Below are 17349 nucleotides of genomic sequence, written 5' to 3'. Positions count from 1 at the left end.
GTTTTGGTATATGATGCAAATATTAATTCTACTTTTTTCTATAAATCTTAAAAACCTATTGATTTTCAGTTTGATTATTTTCCTGCTCTCTTCTTATCTGCTCACTCATCTCCTCCAGGACGGGTTTTATCGTGCTTTCGGGAAGGTCGCTGATTCGGATGTACATCAAGCCGTCAATTGCATCATTAAAATTAGGATCTACATTAAAGGCAATTACTTTTGCGTTCTGCTTAATATATTTTTTAATTAAAACAGGCATTCTCAATTCAGGCTCAAGGTCATCAATGATTTTGTCGAGTTTATTGAGATCAGATTCCATTTCATCCAGAAACAGATGTTTATCACGGTCTTTAAGTTTTACTTTAAATTCATTTTTGGGTGTAATGTATTGCGCGACAGCGGAGTCGTAATAATTTGAACGCATAAATTCAATCATCAGAGATTTAGAAAATTCTGAAAATTTATTTGAAATACTTACGCCGCCCATCAGAAATTTATGATCAGGATTTCTCAGGCAGACATGTACAATCCCGCGCCACAAAAGGAAAAGCGGAAGCGGTTTCTGCTGATATTCTTCAGAAATATAAGCCCTTCCCATCTCAATTACCTTTTTGAAGAATGGATGAATATCCTGCTCAAATTCAAACAAAGAACTCGTATAAAAGCCTTTGATTCCTGATTTTTTCATCACATCTTTCCCCAATGCCATTCTGTAAGCTCCAGCCAGCTTTTCTGCAGTATTATCCCACAAAAATAAATGATGGTAATGCTTATCATATTCATCAAGGTCAAAAGGGAGGTTGCTTCCTTCACCCACTGCCCGGAAAGTGAGCTCACGCTGTCTACCGATTTCCCTCATGATAGAAGGGATTTCTTCGTATGATGTAAAATAAATTTCGTAATTCCCGTTGCTGAAAAGCATACGTTCGGTTCCGCGCAGTTTAGAAATATCTTTCAGTAAATCCTCTTTCGGAGTTTCGTCGATGATGTTCTGAACAATATTTTCCTCCTTTAAGAGAGGGAATTTTAAAGATAAATTTTTAAGGTTAATGGCCTGTGCCAATGATTTTCTTTTCTCATAATAAGACTTCATCATGTAGACTTTTCGTCTTAAAAATTCGCCCAGTTCCTCAATACTTTCGCTGTCATCCATCACTTTGACGGTGATAGGTTTACCAATTCTAATTCTGATGGGTTCTTCTCTGTCTTTCATCATTTCTGATGGAAGCATGATCGTCTGAAGGTTGGGATGCATTTTGGCCACCTGATAAAACATTCTGCTGTTTTTGGCATGGAAATACATCGGAACAACAGGCACTTTGGCCATTTTGATGAGTTTCAAAGCCGGAGTTTCCCATTCTTTATCTAAAATCTCCCCATAAGGATTATTTTTGTTAGACACTTCGCCCGCCGGGAAAATTCCCACGCAGCCGCCGTTTTGCAGATGTTTCAGCGTTCCACGCATTCCAGATGCGCTATTGTAGGCGTCTTTTCTTTTCTCGAAAGGATTTACAGGTATCACATAAGGTTCCATGGGCTGAATTTTCTCTAAAAGGAAGTTTCCCATCACCTTAAAATCCGGACGGATTTCCGAAAGGATTTTACACATCAGAATACCGTCAATCGCACCCAGCGGATGATTTGAGACCAATATAAAAGGTCCAGTTTTAGGAACTTTAGCGAGATCTTCTTCAAAAACGATGTAGCTTAAATTTCTCTCCTTCACGAAAGAATCGAAAAAATCTTTGTCTTTTTTATCTTTTAGCTTATTATAAAGAGTGTTGACTTCATTTATTTTGGTAAGACTCATCACGGCAGAAGCAACAGGGTTTTTAAGGAAACCCAGCCGCCCAAGTCCGGAAGCTTTAATAAGATCGTTTTTCGAAATTAAACTCATGTTTTTTTTAGTCGCAATTAGTTTTATTGTGTTACCATTTGAAGTGTATTTTTAGAGATTTGCTCCAAAAGCACATTCTTCTGCTGGTAAAACTGATCGATGTTTTCTTTTCTGGCGTGTCTTACGGTAAATAAAGATACATTTTTTATCAGTTCTGTTTCGAATTCTTTTTGCAGTTCGCTGTTCAGCTCATCCACATTCAGGAATTTATCTTCAAGGCATAAAGCTAATGAAATTGCTGAATTCTGCATCAAAGAAACTTTTATTTTGTATTTGGCCAGAAAGGCAAAAACCTGGCTCATGTGATCTTCTGCAATGAAAGAAAAGTCTCTGGTAGAGATCTTAAGCAAGGTTTGATCTTCCTTCAGAATATAAGATTCTTCGTTCTGGTTGCTTTCAGAAAATCCAACCTTAGTTCCCGGTTTTGTGGGATCAATAAATGATTTCACATAAAAAGGAATATTTTTCTGCTGAAGTGGCTGCAGCGTTTTAGGGTGAATTATACTTGCTCCGTAGTAAGCCAGCTCAATTGCTTCTTCGTAAGAAATATTGGAAAGCAGTGCTACATCTTTAAATTTTCGGGGATCGCCGGTCATCACACCGGGAACGTCTTTCCAGATGGTCATCGCCTCAGAATTTAGGCAATAGGCGAAAATAGCTGCAGAATAATCTGAACCTTCTCTTCCCAAAGTCACCGTAAAATTGTTTTCATCAGAGCCAATGAAGCCTTGTGTAACATAGCAGATGTCTTTATTGAGGCGTGAAATAAATTCTTCAGTTTTTGCCCAGTTTACCATTCCTTCACGGTAAGAATTGTCTGTTTGTATATAATCTCTGGCATCAAGCCATTGGTTTGTAAACTGAATTTCATTAAGGTACTCACTTACAATTTTTGTGGAAATCATTTCGCCACAACTCACCACCTGATCGTAAACAAAATTATAGTTGGGAGATTTATTTCTTCTTAAAAAAGAATCTATATCATCAAAAAACAGATTGATCTCTGCAAAAACAGCGTGATTTTCCGGGAAAAGTCCGTTTGCTATTTCAATGTGCTTTCGTTTTATCTTTTCAATTTCGGTTTGGTAATTATCTTTTTTAAAGTAAAGTTCTACAACCTTTTCCAGCTCGTTTGTAGTTTTTCCCATTGCAGAGATTACAAGCAGACATTTAGAAAAACCCTGGCTTTCTAACACCGCAGATACATTTTTTACACCTTCTGCATCCTTTACTGATGCACCACCAAATTTGAAAATTTTCATTAAATTATTAAGAATAAAATTGTTAGATATTAATCATTCAGTTTTTTTTCGAAGGTCAAAATTATACATTTACAGCGAATTATGAAAACTTGCCTTTCATCTTCTGTGGATACCTCTTAGCCGTAATCAGCACAAAATCACGCAACAGACTCGTATTTATGTGATTTAATTTAATTAAATTTTAATAAAAAACAGGTTTTTAAATTGAAATTCAGCTTTTAAGTCATTGATTTACAGTATTTAATTAAAAGTTTAACAATTACTTTAAAAATAGTTTAAATTTCACGACCTTTGACAAAACCGTTTTAAAATAAAAATATGTCAGATCAGTCACTACAGACTTTAGGTGAGTTTTTAATTGATAAACAGGAAGATTTCCAGTATTCTACAGGTGAATTTTCGCGTCTTTTAAGTGCAATCAGATTGGCTTCCAAAGTAGTCAACAGAGAAGTAAACAAAGCAGGGATTGTAGATATTACAGGAGCTGCCGGTAATCAGAATATTCAGGGCGAAGAACAGCAGAAACTGGACGTTATTGCCAATGATATTTTCATTACAGCGCTTTCTCAGAGAGAAGTGGTTTGTGGAATTGCTTCTGAAGAAAACGACGATTTCATCGATATCAAATGTGGAGAAAACGGACATCTGAGTAAATATGTTGTTTTAATTGATCCCTTGGACGGGTCTTCAAATATTGATGTTAATGTTTCTGTAGGTACTATTTTCTCAATCTACAGAAGGGTTACAGAGCCGGGAACTCCTGTTCAGCTCGAAGACTTTCTACAGAAAGGTGTTAATCAGATTGCTGCAGGATACGTAATTTACGGCTCTTCAACTATGATTGTGTACACTACAGGAAATGGTGTGAACGGATTTACCTTAGATCCTTCTTTGGGAACCTATTACCTTTCTCATCCAAACATGAGATTTCCTGAAACCGGAAAAATCTACTCCATTAATGAAGGAAATTACATCAAATTCCCTCAGGGAGTAAAAAATTACCTTAAATACTGTCAGATGGAAGAGGGCGACCGTCCTTACACCTCAAGATATATCGGTTCATTGGTAGCAGATTTCCACAGAAATATGTTAAAAGGTGGGATCTACATTTATCCGTCATACGGGCAGTCGCCCAACGGAAAACTGAGACTTCTGTATGAATGTAATCCGATGGCATTTTTAGCCGAGCAGGCGGGTGGTAAAGCAACCGACGGTTTTAGAAGAATACTTGAAGTGGAGCCTACAGAACTGCATCAAAGAATTCCGTTTTTTGCAGGGAGCATCAAAATGGTGGAAAAGGCAGAAGAGTTTATGCGAATTGACAGTGTAAAATAAATGACAGCACAATATTTTAAATATCTTTTAGAATTCAAACGCCCGGGAGGAACCTCTCGAGGCGTTTTGCTTGAAAAAGAGACCTTCATTCTGGAGGTTTTTAAGGATAATAAAAAAGGAGTTGGAGAATGTGCAGTCTTCCGGGGCCTCAGCTTTGATGACAGACCGGATTATGAAGACAAACTGCAGTGGCTTTGTGAAAATATCAACCTTGATTCTGAATATTTAAAGGAAAAATTAAGAGAGTTTCCGTCAATTTGGTTTGGTTATGAACAGGCTGGTTTAAATCTGAAACACGGAGGTAATCTTTATTTCCCCAGCGAATTTACCGATGGCAAAACTCCTGTAAATATCAACGGTTTAATCTGGATGGGAGAAATTTCTTTCATGGAAGAGCAGATTCAGGATAAACTGGAACAGGGTTTCCACTGTATCAAACTGAAAATTGGCGTCAACTGGAAATCTGAGCATCAGATTCTGCAGAAATTAAGACAGAAATTTTCAGAAGATGAGTTAGAACTGCGCGTTGATGCGAACGGAGGTTTTACCAAAGATGAGGCAAGAATAGTATTAAAGCAACTTTCAGATTTGAATATACATTCCATTGAACAACCCATAAAAGCTGGGAACAGGAGTGATATGAAAGAATTATGTGCACAGACTCCCACACCCATTGCATTAGATGAAGAACTGATCGGAATAACTGATCTTTCTGAAAAAGAAAGATTGTTAAAAACAGTAAAACCTCAGTACATCATCCTCAAACCTGCTTTGGTAGGAGGGTTCTCAGGCTGTGATGAATGGATTTCTCTTTGTGAAGAGAAAAGAATTGGCTGGTGGATAACATCTGCACTGGAAAGCAATATTGGTCTTAATGCTATTGCACAGTATACATTTACAAAAAATAACTCCATGCCTCAAGGTTTGGGTACAGGAGGATTATTTACAAATAATTTCGAAAGCGATCTCAAACTTACAGGAGACCGGCTCTATTTTAAGGTTAAGTAAATCAGGGTTTTAAACTACATCTTCAGCAAAAATTGCTTTTTTCAGGTAATCTAAAAATGTGGTAAACTTTTTCTTCATCGTTTTCATTTTACGTCATGATTGGGATTGCAAAGTTAACAAAATTTATGCCATTATTAAGAATATTTTTTCTATAATAGGTGAATTTTCTTTTTCATTAAATTCTTAATGTTTGCATTTGTCACAATGTTATCAGAAATTTTAATTCCAATTAGCATTTACAGATGCCTGAAATTCAGAGTTTAATCAAAATTCAGGCGATCATTTCACAACTGTAATCTGTAATAACAGGATTTCGGGTAAAGTTTGCGGAGTTCTTTTTTCCACATTAAAGTTCGTCAAAAAAAACACAACCCGAATGAAATATGCAGTAAATTATCTTTTTTTTTTAATCTTTAATTTTCCTAAATTTGCAAATTGTCGTATCAATCGGCATTATAAAGCGAATTTTAATGGAAGAAGAAAAAAAATCACTCAATTTTATTGAGCAAATTATAGAAGATGATTTGGCAAACGGTCTCAGAAATGATGAGCTCCGTTTCCGTTTTCCGCCTGAACCAAACGGATACCTGCATGTAGGTCATACAAAAGCAATCTGCATCAATTTCGGTTTGGGTGAAAAATACAACGCTCCCGTAAACCTTCGTTTCGACGATACAAATCCTGAAAAAGAAGAGCAGGAATTTGTAGATTCTATCATGAAAGACGTTGAATGGTTAGGCTTTAAATGGGATAAAGTGCTGTATGCTTCAGATTACTTCCAGCAGCTTTACGATTGGGCAGTTCAGTTGATTAAAGAAGGAAAAGCTTACGTTGATGAGCAGCCTTCCGAAGTCATTACCGAGCAGAGAAAAAACCCAACAGAACCTGGTATTGAATCTCCGTACAGAAACCGTCCTTTGGAAGAATCTTTAGATTTATTCGAAAGGATGAAAAACGGTGAATTCGAAAGTGGTTCAATGTCTCTCCGTGCAAAAATCGACATGGTTTCGCCAAACATGAATATGCGTGACCCTGTGATGTACAGAATTTTAAACAAGCCTCACCACAGAACCGGTACAGACTGGAAAATTTATCCAATGTACGACTGGGCTCACGGTGAATCTGATTATATCGAGCAAATCTCACACTCGCTGTGTTCATTAGAGTTTGAAAACCACAGACCTTTATACAACTGGTATTTAGATCAGGTGTATGAGGAAGGAAAGGTAAAAAACAAGCAGAGAGAGTTTGCCAGAATGAACGTGTCTTACATGATTACTTCCAAAAGAAAACTGCAGAGACTTATTGCTGAGAATGTAGTGAATGGCTGGGATGATCCTAGAATGCCCACAATTTCGGGGATGAGACGTAAAGGTTTTACAGCAAATGCCATCAGGAATTTCATCGATAAAGTAGGCGTTGCCAAAAGAGAAAATTTAATTGAAATTCAGTTACTCGATTTCTGCGTCCGTGAAGATTTAAACAAGGTTGCTAAACGTGTAATGGCGGTTGTAGACCCTGTAAAATTAATCATTGAAAACTATCTGGAAGTACAGGAAGAATGGTTAACCACAGAAAATAATAACGAGCAGGAAGATGCGGGAACGAGAGAAATTCCGTTCTCAAGAGAATTATATATTGAGCGTGAAGATTTTAAGGAAGAAGCTGGAAACAAATTTTTCAGACTGAAACTGGGCGGTGAAGTACGTCTGAAATCTGCTTACATCATCAAAGGTGAAAGAGTAGAGAAAGACGAAAATGGTGAAATCACAACGATTTACGCTTCGTATGATCCAAAATCAAAATCCGGAAGCGGAACTGAAGAAAGTTTAAGAAAAGTAAAAGGAACGATTCACTGGGTTTCTGCACAGCATGCCATCCCTCTGGAAATCAGAAATTACGAGAAATTATTCACTGTAGAACAACCTGATGCTGAGAAAGATGTAGATTTTCTGAACTTTATCAATCCTGAATCTGTCACTGTTATCAAAGGATTTGGGGAACCAAGCTTAAAGGATGTGGCTGTGGAAGAACCTCTTCAATTCCAGAGAATTGGATATTTCACAAAAGATAAAGACTCTACAGATACCAATTTTGTATTCAACAGAACCGTGACTTTAAAAGACTCCTATAAGCCGGAGTAAAAATTTATTTATATTTTATAAATGAAACAGGGCTTAATTTTTTTAAGTCCTGTTTTTTTGTTTTTAAACTGGCCAAATTAACGAATATTGACTGTATCACTCAGAAAAAAGAAAACACCCAACACCAATCATCCATCATCCATCATCTATCCTCAATCATATTCATCATGAAACTCATAAATCTCTACACCAACTCCTTCAAAGACCTCTCTCAGGAAAGCTGGATGCTTGCCTTGGTCATGCTCATCAACCGTGCCGGTTCGATGGTGCTCCCTTTTTTGGGAGTTTATATGACAGCGCATCTCAAATTCAGCATCGAAAAAACAGGAATTGTTCTCAGCTTTTTCGGTATCGGCTCCGTAATCGGTTCTTGGTTGGGCGGATTTATTACCGACAGAATCGGGGAGTATAAAGTGCAGTATTTCAGTTTGTTGCTGAGCGTTCCGCTGTTCTGTTTAATTCCCGTTTTCAAAACAGAAGTAGGTGTTGCTGCGATTATTTTGCTGCAAAGCATTGTCAGTGATGCATTTAGACCTGCAAATTCCGTGGCGATTACCAAATATGCCAAACCGGAAAATATCACCAGAGCCTTTTCACTCAACCGAATGGCGGTGAACTTAGGATTCTCCATCGGTCCGGCTTTGGGCGGAATTTTATCTGCAATCTCCTATGATTTTCTGTTTTATACCAATGCTTTAGCGGCTTTGGCAGCGGGAATTTTATACATCATCTTCTTCAGAAAACGAAATAAATTAGCCAAATTAAAAGCCAGAAAAGCAAAAGAAATCATAGGAATTAAAAAAGAAAACTCGCCGTACAGAGATGGTAAATTTTTAATTTACTGTGTTTTGTGTATGCTTTTTGCAATCTGTTTCTTCCAGTTATTCAGTACGTTGACTATCTTTTACAAAGACACTGCAAATCTGAATCAGCAAAATATCGGTTACCTTTTAGGTTACAGCGGTTTCATCGTAGTCCTCCTCGAAATGGGCCTGGTTCAGGTCGCCGAAAAATATTTAAGCCTTGCAAGAACCATGTTCTTAGGAACGTTTATTTGCGGACTCTCGTATGCCATGCTCGGCTTCGATTACAGCATCTTCACGCTTATCATTTCGATGACTTTGCTGTCGGTAGGAGAGATCTGGGCGTTGCCGTTTATGTCCACGATTACAGCGTTAAGATCAGGTAAAAACAACAAAGGCGCATACATGGGTTTGAACGGGATTTCATTCTCAATCGCATTCATCGTAACTCCTTATTTAGGAACATTAATTGCCGAAAAACTGGGCTTCACGATCCTGTGGATCGGAACCGGAATCACAGCAGCTGCCATCGCCATTGCATTTTATTTTGTAGTTCCGTGGATGATTGGTGCACAAAAAGAGAAGATTTAAATGAAAATTTGGGCGTGCCCCTTCGTTTTTCCACCGCTGATTCCACCGCCAAAACTTCGGGTCGGGCTGCTCTGGGGTCCGCTTCGCTTCCGTGCTCCGTTCGTACCTCACTCCGCACCGGCTCCTTCGTCGCCGCCCGCCACATCCCTCACGCAAAGAAGGGTACACGTAAAACATATTTTTTCCTAAAACAACTTTTTCAATCTCCTTCAAACCTTCAGGGTTTTCAAACTCTTGCGGCTTTCTAAAATGAATATCTGCAAAATCCAGCTCAACCGCTCAACCCTGCCAGTGTTCCAAACCCTGGCAGGGTTTTTCAGATAAACCAAAAAGATTTTTTAACCACAACTTAAGCTTTCATTGATAAACAGTACAATTTTTGCATAGCCATTCGCAATGAAAAAGCTCTACTTCGTTCTCCCTCTTTTTTCCGCCTCAATAGTATTTTCACAAAAAAAAGATTCTGCAAATCTCATTTCAGAAGTGAAAATCGATGCTTATAAAAAACCTACAGCACTCATCAATTCCACAAAGTCGGTATCAGTCATTTCAGAAAATTTGCTGAATCAGAATACGCCGGAAAGAATGCTGGAATCCATCAACCAGATTGCAGGAGCAAGAATGGAAGAAAGGTCGCCGGGAAGTTACAGGATCTCCCTTCGCGGAAGCACTTTAAGGTCACCTTTCGGCGTTCGGAATGTGAAAGTGTATCTGGATGATTTTATTTTATCTGATGCTTCGGGAAATACCTATTTCAATGTAATCTCTCCTGAATTAATTGACAGAATGGAGATTTACAAAGGTCCTGAAAGTGGCGATTACGGTGCCGTCACAGGCGGAACCATCCTTTTAAGAACACAGACTTCGGATAACATTTCAGCCAATATTTCAGCCGGGAGTTATGGCACATTCAACCAAAGTTTTGATTTCTCAAAACAGCTGGGGAAACATTTTCTGGAAGTTTTTCAGAACTATTATCAGACAGATTCTTACAGGGATCAGTCGAAGGTAAAAAGAAAGCAGATTTTCATAAAAGACAATCTTCAGTATTCAAAAAAAGGAATTTTAAAAGGAATGCTGATGTACTCCGACCTCGATTATCAAACACCTGGCGGACTTACCCTGGAACAGATGAATCTCAATAGAAAACAGGCTAGACCAAAAACAGCGACGCTTCCAGGAGCGGCAGATCAGAATGCAGGAATCAGAAATAAAATGGTTTTGGCCGGACTTTCAAATGAATATCAGTTCAACCAGAATTTCTCTCATTTCATTTTATTTCAGGGTTCGTATGTGGATTTTGAGAATCCGTTTATTACCAATTTTGAAAATCGTTTTGAGAAGAATTTTGCCTTAAGAACCCATTTTAATTATGAAAAAACGTGGGAAAAAGTTTCTCTGGCGTACCGTTTTGGTTTTGAAGGTGGAATCAATGATATTTTAATTAAAAACTACGATAACAACCGAGGCATTGAGGGTAATCCGCAGAATTTTGATCAGCTGAAGAATGCTTCGGGATTTTATTTTCTTTCCCAGAAATTAAATTTTAATGAAAAATTATTTACCGATATTTCCATCAGTTTAAATTCAAATTACTACGATTGGGAACGGCTTTTTCCAAGTACTGAAACCGGGAAAATTCAATTTAAAAACCAATGGCTGCCCAATTTTGGTGTGACATATTTTCTCGGTAAAGGTTTTTCAGCCAGAGGAAAAATCGGTAAGGGAAATTCTGCACCCACGAGTGAAGAAATCCGTTCTTCAACGCAGCAGTTTAATCAGAATCTAAGTCCGGAATACGGCTGGAACAAAGAAATCGGCATCAGAAAACAGTTTGGAAATTTATTATTTGTAGAAGGAATTTACTTTGATTTTCGGATGAAAGATGCGATTGTGAGAAGGCAAAATGAGAGCGGACAGGAATTTTTTGTCAACTCCGGAGAAACCATACAAAAAGGTTTTGAAGTTTTACTGGAATCTAAAAATTTTGATTTGAAAAACTACTTTTTCAGCAATTTTAAATTCAGATTTTCAGGGAGTTTTTACGATTTTAAATTTAAGAATTATCAGCAAAACGGAAATGATTTCTCAGGAAATGACTTAACCGGAGTTCCTGAAACCACAGTTAACAGCTTACTGAATTTTACATTTTTCAAAAAATTATCTGTTGACTATTCCCACTTTTACACTTCCAAAATTCCTTTAAATGATGCCAATTCCGTTTGGTCAGAAGCTAATTTAATAGGAAATATCCAGTTCAGATTTCCTGTAGATATCGACAAGACAAGATTGAATTTATATTTTCAAATTCAGAATCTTTACAATGAAGAGTATGTTTTAGGCTTTGATACCAACGCATTTGGAAACCGGTATTACAATCCTGCAGCGAAACGGAATTTTGTATTGGGAATGAAGGTAGATTTCTAGCGTCATTGCGAGGAGGAACGACGAAGCAATCTGTTCGTGACAGCGTAACATTTTCAACAGATTGCTTCGTCATTCGTTTCCTCATTCCTCGCAATGACGATTCTTTCAATTTGTTTGCAATGACGTTATTTCGAAAGAATACTTTTCACAATCATTTCCGCATGAATTCTTGAGTTTTCAATAAACCAAAGATGCGTGTCTTTTCCACCACAAACTACGCCAGCAAGATATAAATTCGGAACATTGGTTTCCATGGTTTCTGAATTATAAAGAGGATTTAAACAGTCGCCCTGCAATTCAATTCCGGAATTTTTCAGGAAATCAAAATCGGGAAGATAACCGGTCATCGCGAGGACAAAATCATTTTCAATTTCAATATGATCTCTGTTTTCATCTCTAAAAATAACAGAATTTTCCCTGATTTCAAGCATTTCAGCATTAAAATAAGCTTTAATACTTCCTTCTGAAATCCGGTTTTCAATATCAGGTTTTACCCAATATTTCACGTTGGAAGAAATTTCGGGATTGCGGATAATCATTGTGACATCAGCACCTTTTCTGTAGGTTTCAAGGGCGGCATCAACGGAAGAATTGCTCGAGCCTACCACCACAATTTTCTGTCGTGCAAAGGGGTAGGGTTCGTTGTAGTAATGCTTCACTTTAGGCAAATCTTCTCCAGGTATATTCATCAGATTCGGGATGTCGTAAAATCCGGTAGAAATGATGACGTTTTTTGCCTGATATGTAGATTTTGAGGTTTTTATTTCAAATAATTCTTCATTTTTGGAAACTTTCAACACTTTTTCATAAAGATTGATGTTCAGATTTTTCTGCCTTGCAATTCCCTGATAATATTCCAGAGCTTCCTGTCTTCCCGGTTTGGGAGCGGCGGAAATAAAAGGAATTTCTGCAATTTCAAGTTTATCAGCCGTCGAAAAAAACTTCATGTACAAAGGATAATTGTAAAGTGAATTCACAATCGTTCCTTTTTCGATAATCAAATAATTCAGATTATTTTTTTTCGCTTCAAGAGCACAGTTTAATCCAATCGGTCCGGCTCCGATAATGAGAATATCCAAAATTTCCATACATCAAAAATACGAAAAAGCCTTTTGGAAAAGTAAAAATCAGTCAGGTAAAAACAGTGACTGCTTTTATATTTAATTTCGATGACAACAAAAATCACCCAAACCCTAATACTCTCAAACCCTCATACTCTAACGAATGTCATCCTGAGCCCGTCGAAGGACTCCACCCCTCCAACTCAAACTGGCATCGCATTTGGACTTTTTTCAAAAATTAAAAAAAATGAGAAAAGCACTTGCAATCCTATCTGTCTTTGCCGTTTTGGCCTGTGATAAAAAGCAGGACAGAAGCCCGACAGTTTCTACAGATAATTTGAAACGAAGCAATGAAAGAACGGAGACCAAACAGGAATCATTTTCTACAGAAGTTGCGCTGAAAAAGACCAATGATGAGATCCTGCAAGCCTTGAAAGTCAACTTTTACGATGTTTTTGCAAAATATATTCATCCTCAGAAAGGAGTGAGGTTTTCAATGTACGCGTTTGTGAATAAAAATGAAGACAAGCATTTTTCAAGGGCAGATTTTGAGAAATATTATTCAACAAAAACTATTTTTACGTGGGGTTCACGTGACGGTTCGGGGGAAATTTACAAAGCGACCATCAACCAGTATATGAAAAATTGGGTGTTTAAAAAAGATTTTACCAAATCTGAATATGCATACAATAAATTCCTTAGAAGCGGGAATTCACTTAATAATCTGAAAGAAATATATCCGGGAACTAATTTTACAGAAAATTACATTTCCGGCTCTGAAAAAAGCAGCGGTATGGACTGGAATGCACTGCGCTTCGTTTTCGAAGAATTTGAAGGGAAATATTATATTGTTGCCGTAATCAATGATGAGTGGACGATTTAATTATAGTATTTCTGAAAGTTGTTTAGTTAAATTCCGTCTTGAAAACTGCTCAATATTCTGCGTGTTTTCTAGAAGGTTTCCGTTTTTCCACAACTCAAATTTTTCCAGAATAAAATCTTCAATTTCTTTGGAATCACTGTAGCTGAAATGCTTTCCGGCTTTTGTTTCATCCAAAATTTTTGCAACATCAGCCTCGTCGGGTCCAAATGAAATGATCTGTTTACCGGTTGCTAAATATTCAAATATTTTCCCCGGAATAATGCCTTTTGATGAATCGTTCGGGAAATTGGTCATCAGCAAAAGATTAGAATTCGACATTTCTGAAACCGCTTTATCGTGGGAAAGGTAGCCAAGATTTAAAATGTGATTTTTTAAGGCTGAATTTTCAATCGATTCTAAAATTTTATCATCAATTCTACCCACAAATTTTAAACTGAAATTTTCAGCAAAATCTGAATTTGTTTTTACTAAATTATCTAATGCTTTCCAGAGGTTTTCTGGGTTTCGCAACTGCTCCAGAACTCCGATATAACTTAAAGTAAATTTAGTGGACTTCTGTGTCATGCTGAGCGAAGTCGAAGCATCTGTTTCGTCAAAACCGTTGGTAATACAGAATGCGTTGGCTCCGTTTTTACGGAAATTTTCTGCATCGGTATAACTTGTCGCCAAAGTTATGTCTGCATTTTTGAAAACATCGCTTTCCAGAAAACGGTGTTTTTTATCTGATCTGTTGGTCAGTTTTAAATGTTTATAGTAGGAAATTTCCGTCCATGGGTCGCGGAAATCGGCGATCCATTTCAGTTCGGGGAATTTCTTTTTTAAATTTAATCCAATCAAATGCATCGAGTGGGGAGGGCCAGTCGTAACGATAGTTTCAATATTATTTTCCTTCAGATATTTTTCCAGAAACTGCGTGGAAGGTTTTACCCAAAAAACTCTTGCATCGGGAATGAAGAAATTTCCTCTCACCCAAATCGAAAGTTTGGATTTCCAGCTTTGATTCTCACCCACATCAAACTGTCCGGCTTTGAATTTTTTGTTGCTTTTATTGAGCTTTTCAGCCAGCTGATAAGGCTCCCAGATCTTTGTTCTTACGATTTCCAAACCTTCAGGAACGTCTTTCATCAGACTTTCATCCAGCAAAGGATAACTTGGATTTTCCGGGGTATAAATAATGGGTTTCCAGCCGAATTCGGGGAGATATTTTGCAAATTTCAACCACCGCTGAACGCCCGGGCCTCCAGCAGGTGGCCAGTAGTAAGTGATGATAAGGATTTTTTTTAATTCCATAATCAATTTTGGAAACTGTCATTGCGAGGACCGAAGCAATCTCATCAACTGTAATTAATTTCAAAAGATTGCTTCGCCATTCCTCCTCGCAATTACGTTAACCGATAACTGTAGCTTCGTCTCTCTTACGGTAAACAAAATAAATTCCACCAGCGCTCAATAATACAAACAGGGCGAAGCAAATCAGTGAAATCCATTTTCCGTTTTCAATGACTTGCGGCTCGAAAACCATTTTGATATTGTGATTTCCGGCAGGAATATGAACGGCACGCAATAAGTAATCTGCTCTTACATAATCAGCATCTTTTCCATCAACAGATATTTTCCAGCCGTGAGGATAATAAATTTCTGAGAAAACAGCCAGCTGTGGCGTTTTTGAAGAAGATTTGAATTCAAGTTCGTTGGGCTCGTATTTCGTTAAATTAATCGTTGCAGTAGAATCTGGCTGTAGATTTTTACCATTAAAATATTTTTTATCATCAACGTTGATAACTGCTGTTTTCTTACTGTCGATTTCACCCACCAAAGCGATTTCTTCGTTTGGATTATTGGCAAATTTTAAATCACTTACAAACCACGCATTTCCGTTGGCATTAGGATTCGGAACTACCTGTGGCTCGGATGGCTTACCGAAAATCATATATTTTGTATTCAGTAAATTAAGAATTTTTGGAGTTTTTACACTGTCTGGCTGCGAAATATAGGCATTCATCAGATCATCATATCTTCTCAGTCTTACCGCGTGGTAACCACCGATGGACGGTCTGAAATAAGAAGTATTTGTTTCTCCTGTTACCCCTAAAACCTGATTGTAAACTCTGTAGTGCTTTTGGTCTTTCTGAGCGATAGTTTCCAATGTTTTGTTAACAGGAATGCTTGCGAGAATTGACTGTAAATTAGGATTGTCGCCCACTTTTTCCGCCAAATAATCTGTGCCTTCTGTCTGGAAAGGGTTTTCAGCAAAGATTTCGTCTACATAATTTTTGTCATTCAGATAATTTCTGTTCACACTCCACAAATCAAACAAACTTACCAGTGCGATGATTACAAGTGCGATGTTTTGATTGAGTTTCTGTTTTAGTGCTAAAAATAAAACGGCTGCGGTGATTCCTACATAAATCAATGCTTTGAAAGCATCAATTCTGAATAATTTTATCCTGTCTTCAATAATTACATCCAAAATAAAATTCGGAATTTCTTTTTCAGAATCATTCGTAAATCCGAGTAAAGATTTTCCGAAAAGAAGCAGAATTAAAGTTAAACCTAAAGTACCACCACTTACATAAAGCAGAATTTTCTTTTTATACTCTTCAGTTAAATTAGAATCTGTGAAAAATTTATACAAACCAATGATTGCAATGAGCGGAAAGAGTAATTCCACAACAACTAAAATTGATGAAGGCGCTCTGAATTTGCTGTAAAAAGGAATATAATCAATAAAGAAATCCGACAGCGGCATAAAATTGCTTCCCCAAGCTAAAAGGACTGTCAGAATCGTTGCTCCGAGAATCCAGTAACGGTATTTTTTTGGCGCAAAGAAGAATCCTAAAATGGCAAGAAAACAAACTACAGCTCCCTGATAAGCAGGCCCTGAAGTTCCGGGCTGATCGCCCCAATATGGTGTTGTCTGCTGCACGATACTCTGAACACCTTCTTCAATCTGACTTTCGTCATTGGTTTGAGTAGCCAATGATTCTCTCAGTTTATTAGGATAAGAATCTGAAAATTCCTGCTGGCTTCCTCCACCCATCAGTCTTGGGATGAAAAGATTCAGGGTTTCCAGTTTTCCGTAGCTCCAGTTCAAGATGCTTGCTTTATCCATCCCGGAGTTTCCTGCGGTGTGATTTTCGTTATTTAAAATCTGTTTTCCTCTTACGGTTTCTTTGATGTACTCAGAATTGGCCATGATTCTCTGGGAATTCATCCCAACCCCCATGGCTAATGAAAAGGCGATGATTCCTGAAGAAATTAAAAAATGTTTCATCGGAACTTTTTTCAGAATCGCTCTGATCAGTTCAGAAATAAACAAAAATCCGAGTCCTAAAAACAGATAGTAAGTCATCTGAGGATGGTTTGCCGCGACCTGTAGCCCGAAGAATAGGGTGGTGACAATGAAACCAAGGATGTATTTTTTGCGGATATAAACCAAAAGAATTCCGGCTAAAAGTGGTGCGAAATATTCGATGGTATTCACTTTTCCGTTGTGTCCAGCGGCAATAATGATGTAAAAATAGGTGGAAAGTCCGAAAAATGTGGCTCCCAGAAGTGCGTATTTCCAGTTTCGAACGGCAACCATTCCCAAAAGGAAAAATCCTGCGAACAGTAAAAACATATAGTTGACAGGTCTTGGCAAAATATTCAGATAGCTGTCTATTTTTTTTATGATATCGCCTTCAAAGCGGCTTCCCATCTGATACGTTGGCATTCCTCCAAACATAGAGTCGCTCCAGTAGGTTTCTTTGTCGAAACTTTCTCTGTAATCGATGAGTTCTTTTGCGCCGCCACGATACTGCACGATATCATGCTGAAAAAGCTGCTTTCCGGTGAGTACCGGCGTTGAATATAAAAATGCTAAAACCAAGAATGCAACGATTGAAATTGCAATGTAAACTAAGTTTTTATTTTTTGCCATGCTGATGGTTGTTATC

11 protein-coding genes are annotated in these 17349 nt (G+C 37.6%); 6 read left to right on the top strand and 5 right to left on the bottom strand.

Annotation, left to right across the window (positions count from 1 at the left end; genetic code table 11):
* Positions 1 to 55 precede the first annotated feature (55 nt).
* Together ASG31_RS11380 and ASG31_RS11375 are read right to left on the bottom strand one after the other, a co-directional pair.
* Positions 56 to 1897 carry a lysophospholipid acyltransferase family protein gene (locus tag ASG31_RS11380; protein WP_056032350.1) on the bottom strand — a complete coding sequence of 614 codons (1842 nt, stop codon included), beginning with the start codon at positions 1895 to 1897 and terminating at the stop codon, positions 56 to 58.
* Between the two features lie 23 nt (positions 1898 to 1920).
* Entirely contained in the window at positions 1921 to 3159 is a 1239-nt protein-coding gene (locus ASG31_RS11375) for an aspartate kinase (protein ID WP_056032347.1), read from the bottom strand.
* A 318-nt stretch (positions 3160 to 3477) separates the two neighbouring features.
* Between ASG31_RS11375 and fbp the strand changes: the two genes are divergently transcribed.
* The 5 genes from fbp (at position 3478) to ASG31_RS11350 (ending at position 11467) form a co-directional block, all read left to right on the top strand.
* Entirely contained in the window at positions 3478 to 4494 is a 1017-nt protein-coding gene (gene fbp, locus ASG31_RS11370; RefSeq protein WP_056032345.1) for a class 1 fructose-bisphosphatase, read from the top strand.
* On the top strand, positions 4495 to 5502 hold the full coding sequence (locus ASG31_RS11365) for an o-succinylbenzoate synthase (protein WP_056032341.1): 1008 nt from the start codon (positions 4495 to 4497) through the stop codon (positions 5500 to 5502).
* 470 nt (positions 5503 to 5972) lie between these two features.
* Complete coding sequence (locus ASG31_RS11360; protein ID WP_056032339.1) at positions 5973 to 7646, top strand: glutamine--tRNA ligase/YqeY domain fusion protein; 1674 nt, start codon at positions 5973 to 5975, stop codon at positions 7644 to 7646.
* Between the two features lie 167 nt (positions 7647 to 7813).
* Positions 7814 to 9040, top strand: coding sequence for an MFS transporter (locus ASG31_RS11355; RefSeq protein ID WP_056032336.1), 1227 nt, complete (start codon positions 7814 to 7816; stop codon positions 9038 to 9040).
* 396 nt (positions 9041 to 9436) lie between these two features.
* Positions 9437 to 11467 carry a TonB-dependent receptor gene (locus ASG31_RS11350; protein ID WP_056032334.1) on the top strand — a complete coding sequence of 677 codons (2031 nt, stop codon included), beginning with the start codon at positions 9437 to 9439 and terminating at the stop codon, positions 11465 to 11467.
* 125 nt (positions 11468 to 11592) lie between these two features.
* Here ASG31_RS11350 and ASG31_RS11345 read toward each other — a convergent pair whose 3' ends face one another.
* Entirely contained in the window at positions 11593 to 12555 is a 963-nt protein-coding gene (locus ASG31_RS11345) for a YpdA family putative bacillithiol disulfide reductase (protein WP_056032331.1), read from the bottom strand.
* A gap of 220 nt (positions 12556 to 12775) precedes the next feature.
* Between ASG31_RS11345 and ASG31_RS11340 the strand changes: the two genes are divergently transcribed.
* On the top strand, positions 12776 to 13411 hold the full coding sequence (locus tag ASG31_RS11340; protein WP_056032328.1) for a hypothetical protein: 636 nt from the start codon (positions 12776 to 12778) through the stop codon (positions 13409 to 13411).
* Here the strand turns inward: ASG31_RS11340 and ASG31_RS11335 are convergent, their stop codons facing one another.
* Together ASG31_RS11335 and ASG31_RS11330 are read right to left on the bottom strand one after the other, a co-directional pair.
* Positions 13412 to 14701, bottom strand: a complete 1290-nt coding sequence (locus tag ASG31_RS11335; protein WP_056032326.1) for a glycosyl transferase family 1 — start codon at positions 14699 to 14701, stop codon at positions 13412 to 13414.
* A 97-nt stretch (positions 14702 to 14798) separates the two neighbouring features.
* Positions 14799 to 17333, bottom strand: coding sequence for a YfhO family protein (locus tag ASG31_RS11330; RefSeq protein WP_056032323.1), 2535 nt, complete (start codon positions 17331 to 17333; stop codon positions 14799 to 14801).
* Positions 17334 to 17349 lie beyond the last annotated feature (16 nt).

The sequence above is a fragment of the Chryseobacterium sp. Leaf404 genome, assembly GCF_001424145.1.
Lineage (GTDB): Bacteria > Bacteroidota > Bacteroidia > Flavobacteriales > Weeksellaceae > Chryseobacterium.
The sequence above is the reverse complement of the archived record's forward strand: the minus strand, read 5'-3'. Positions and strand labels throughout refer to the sequence as shown.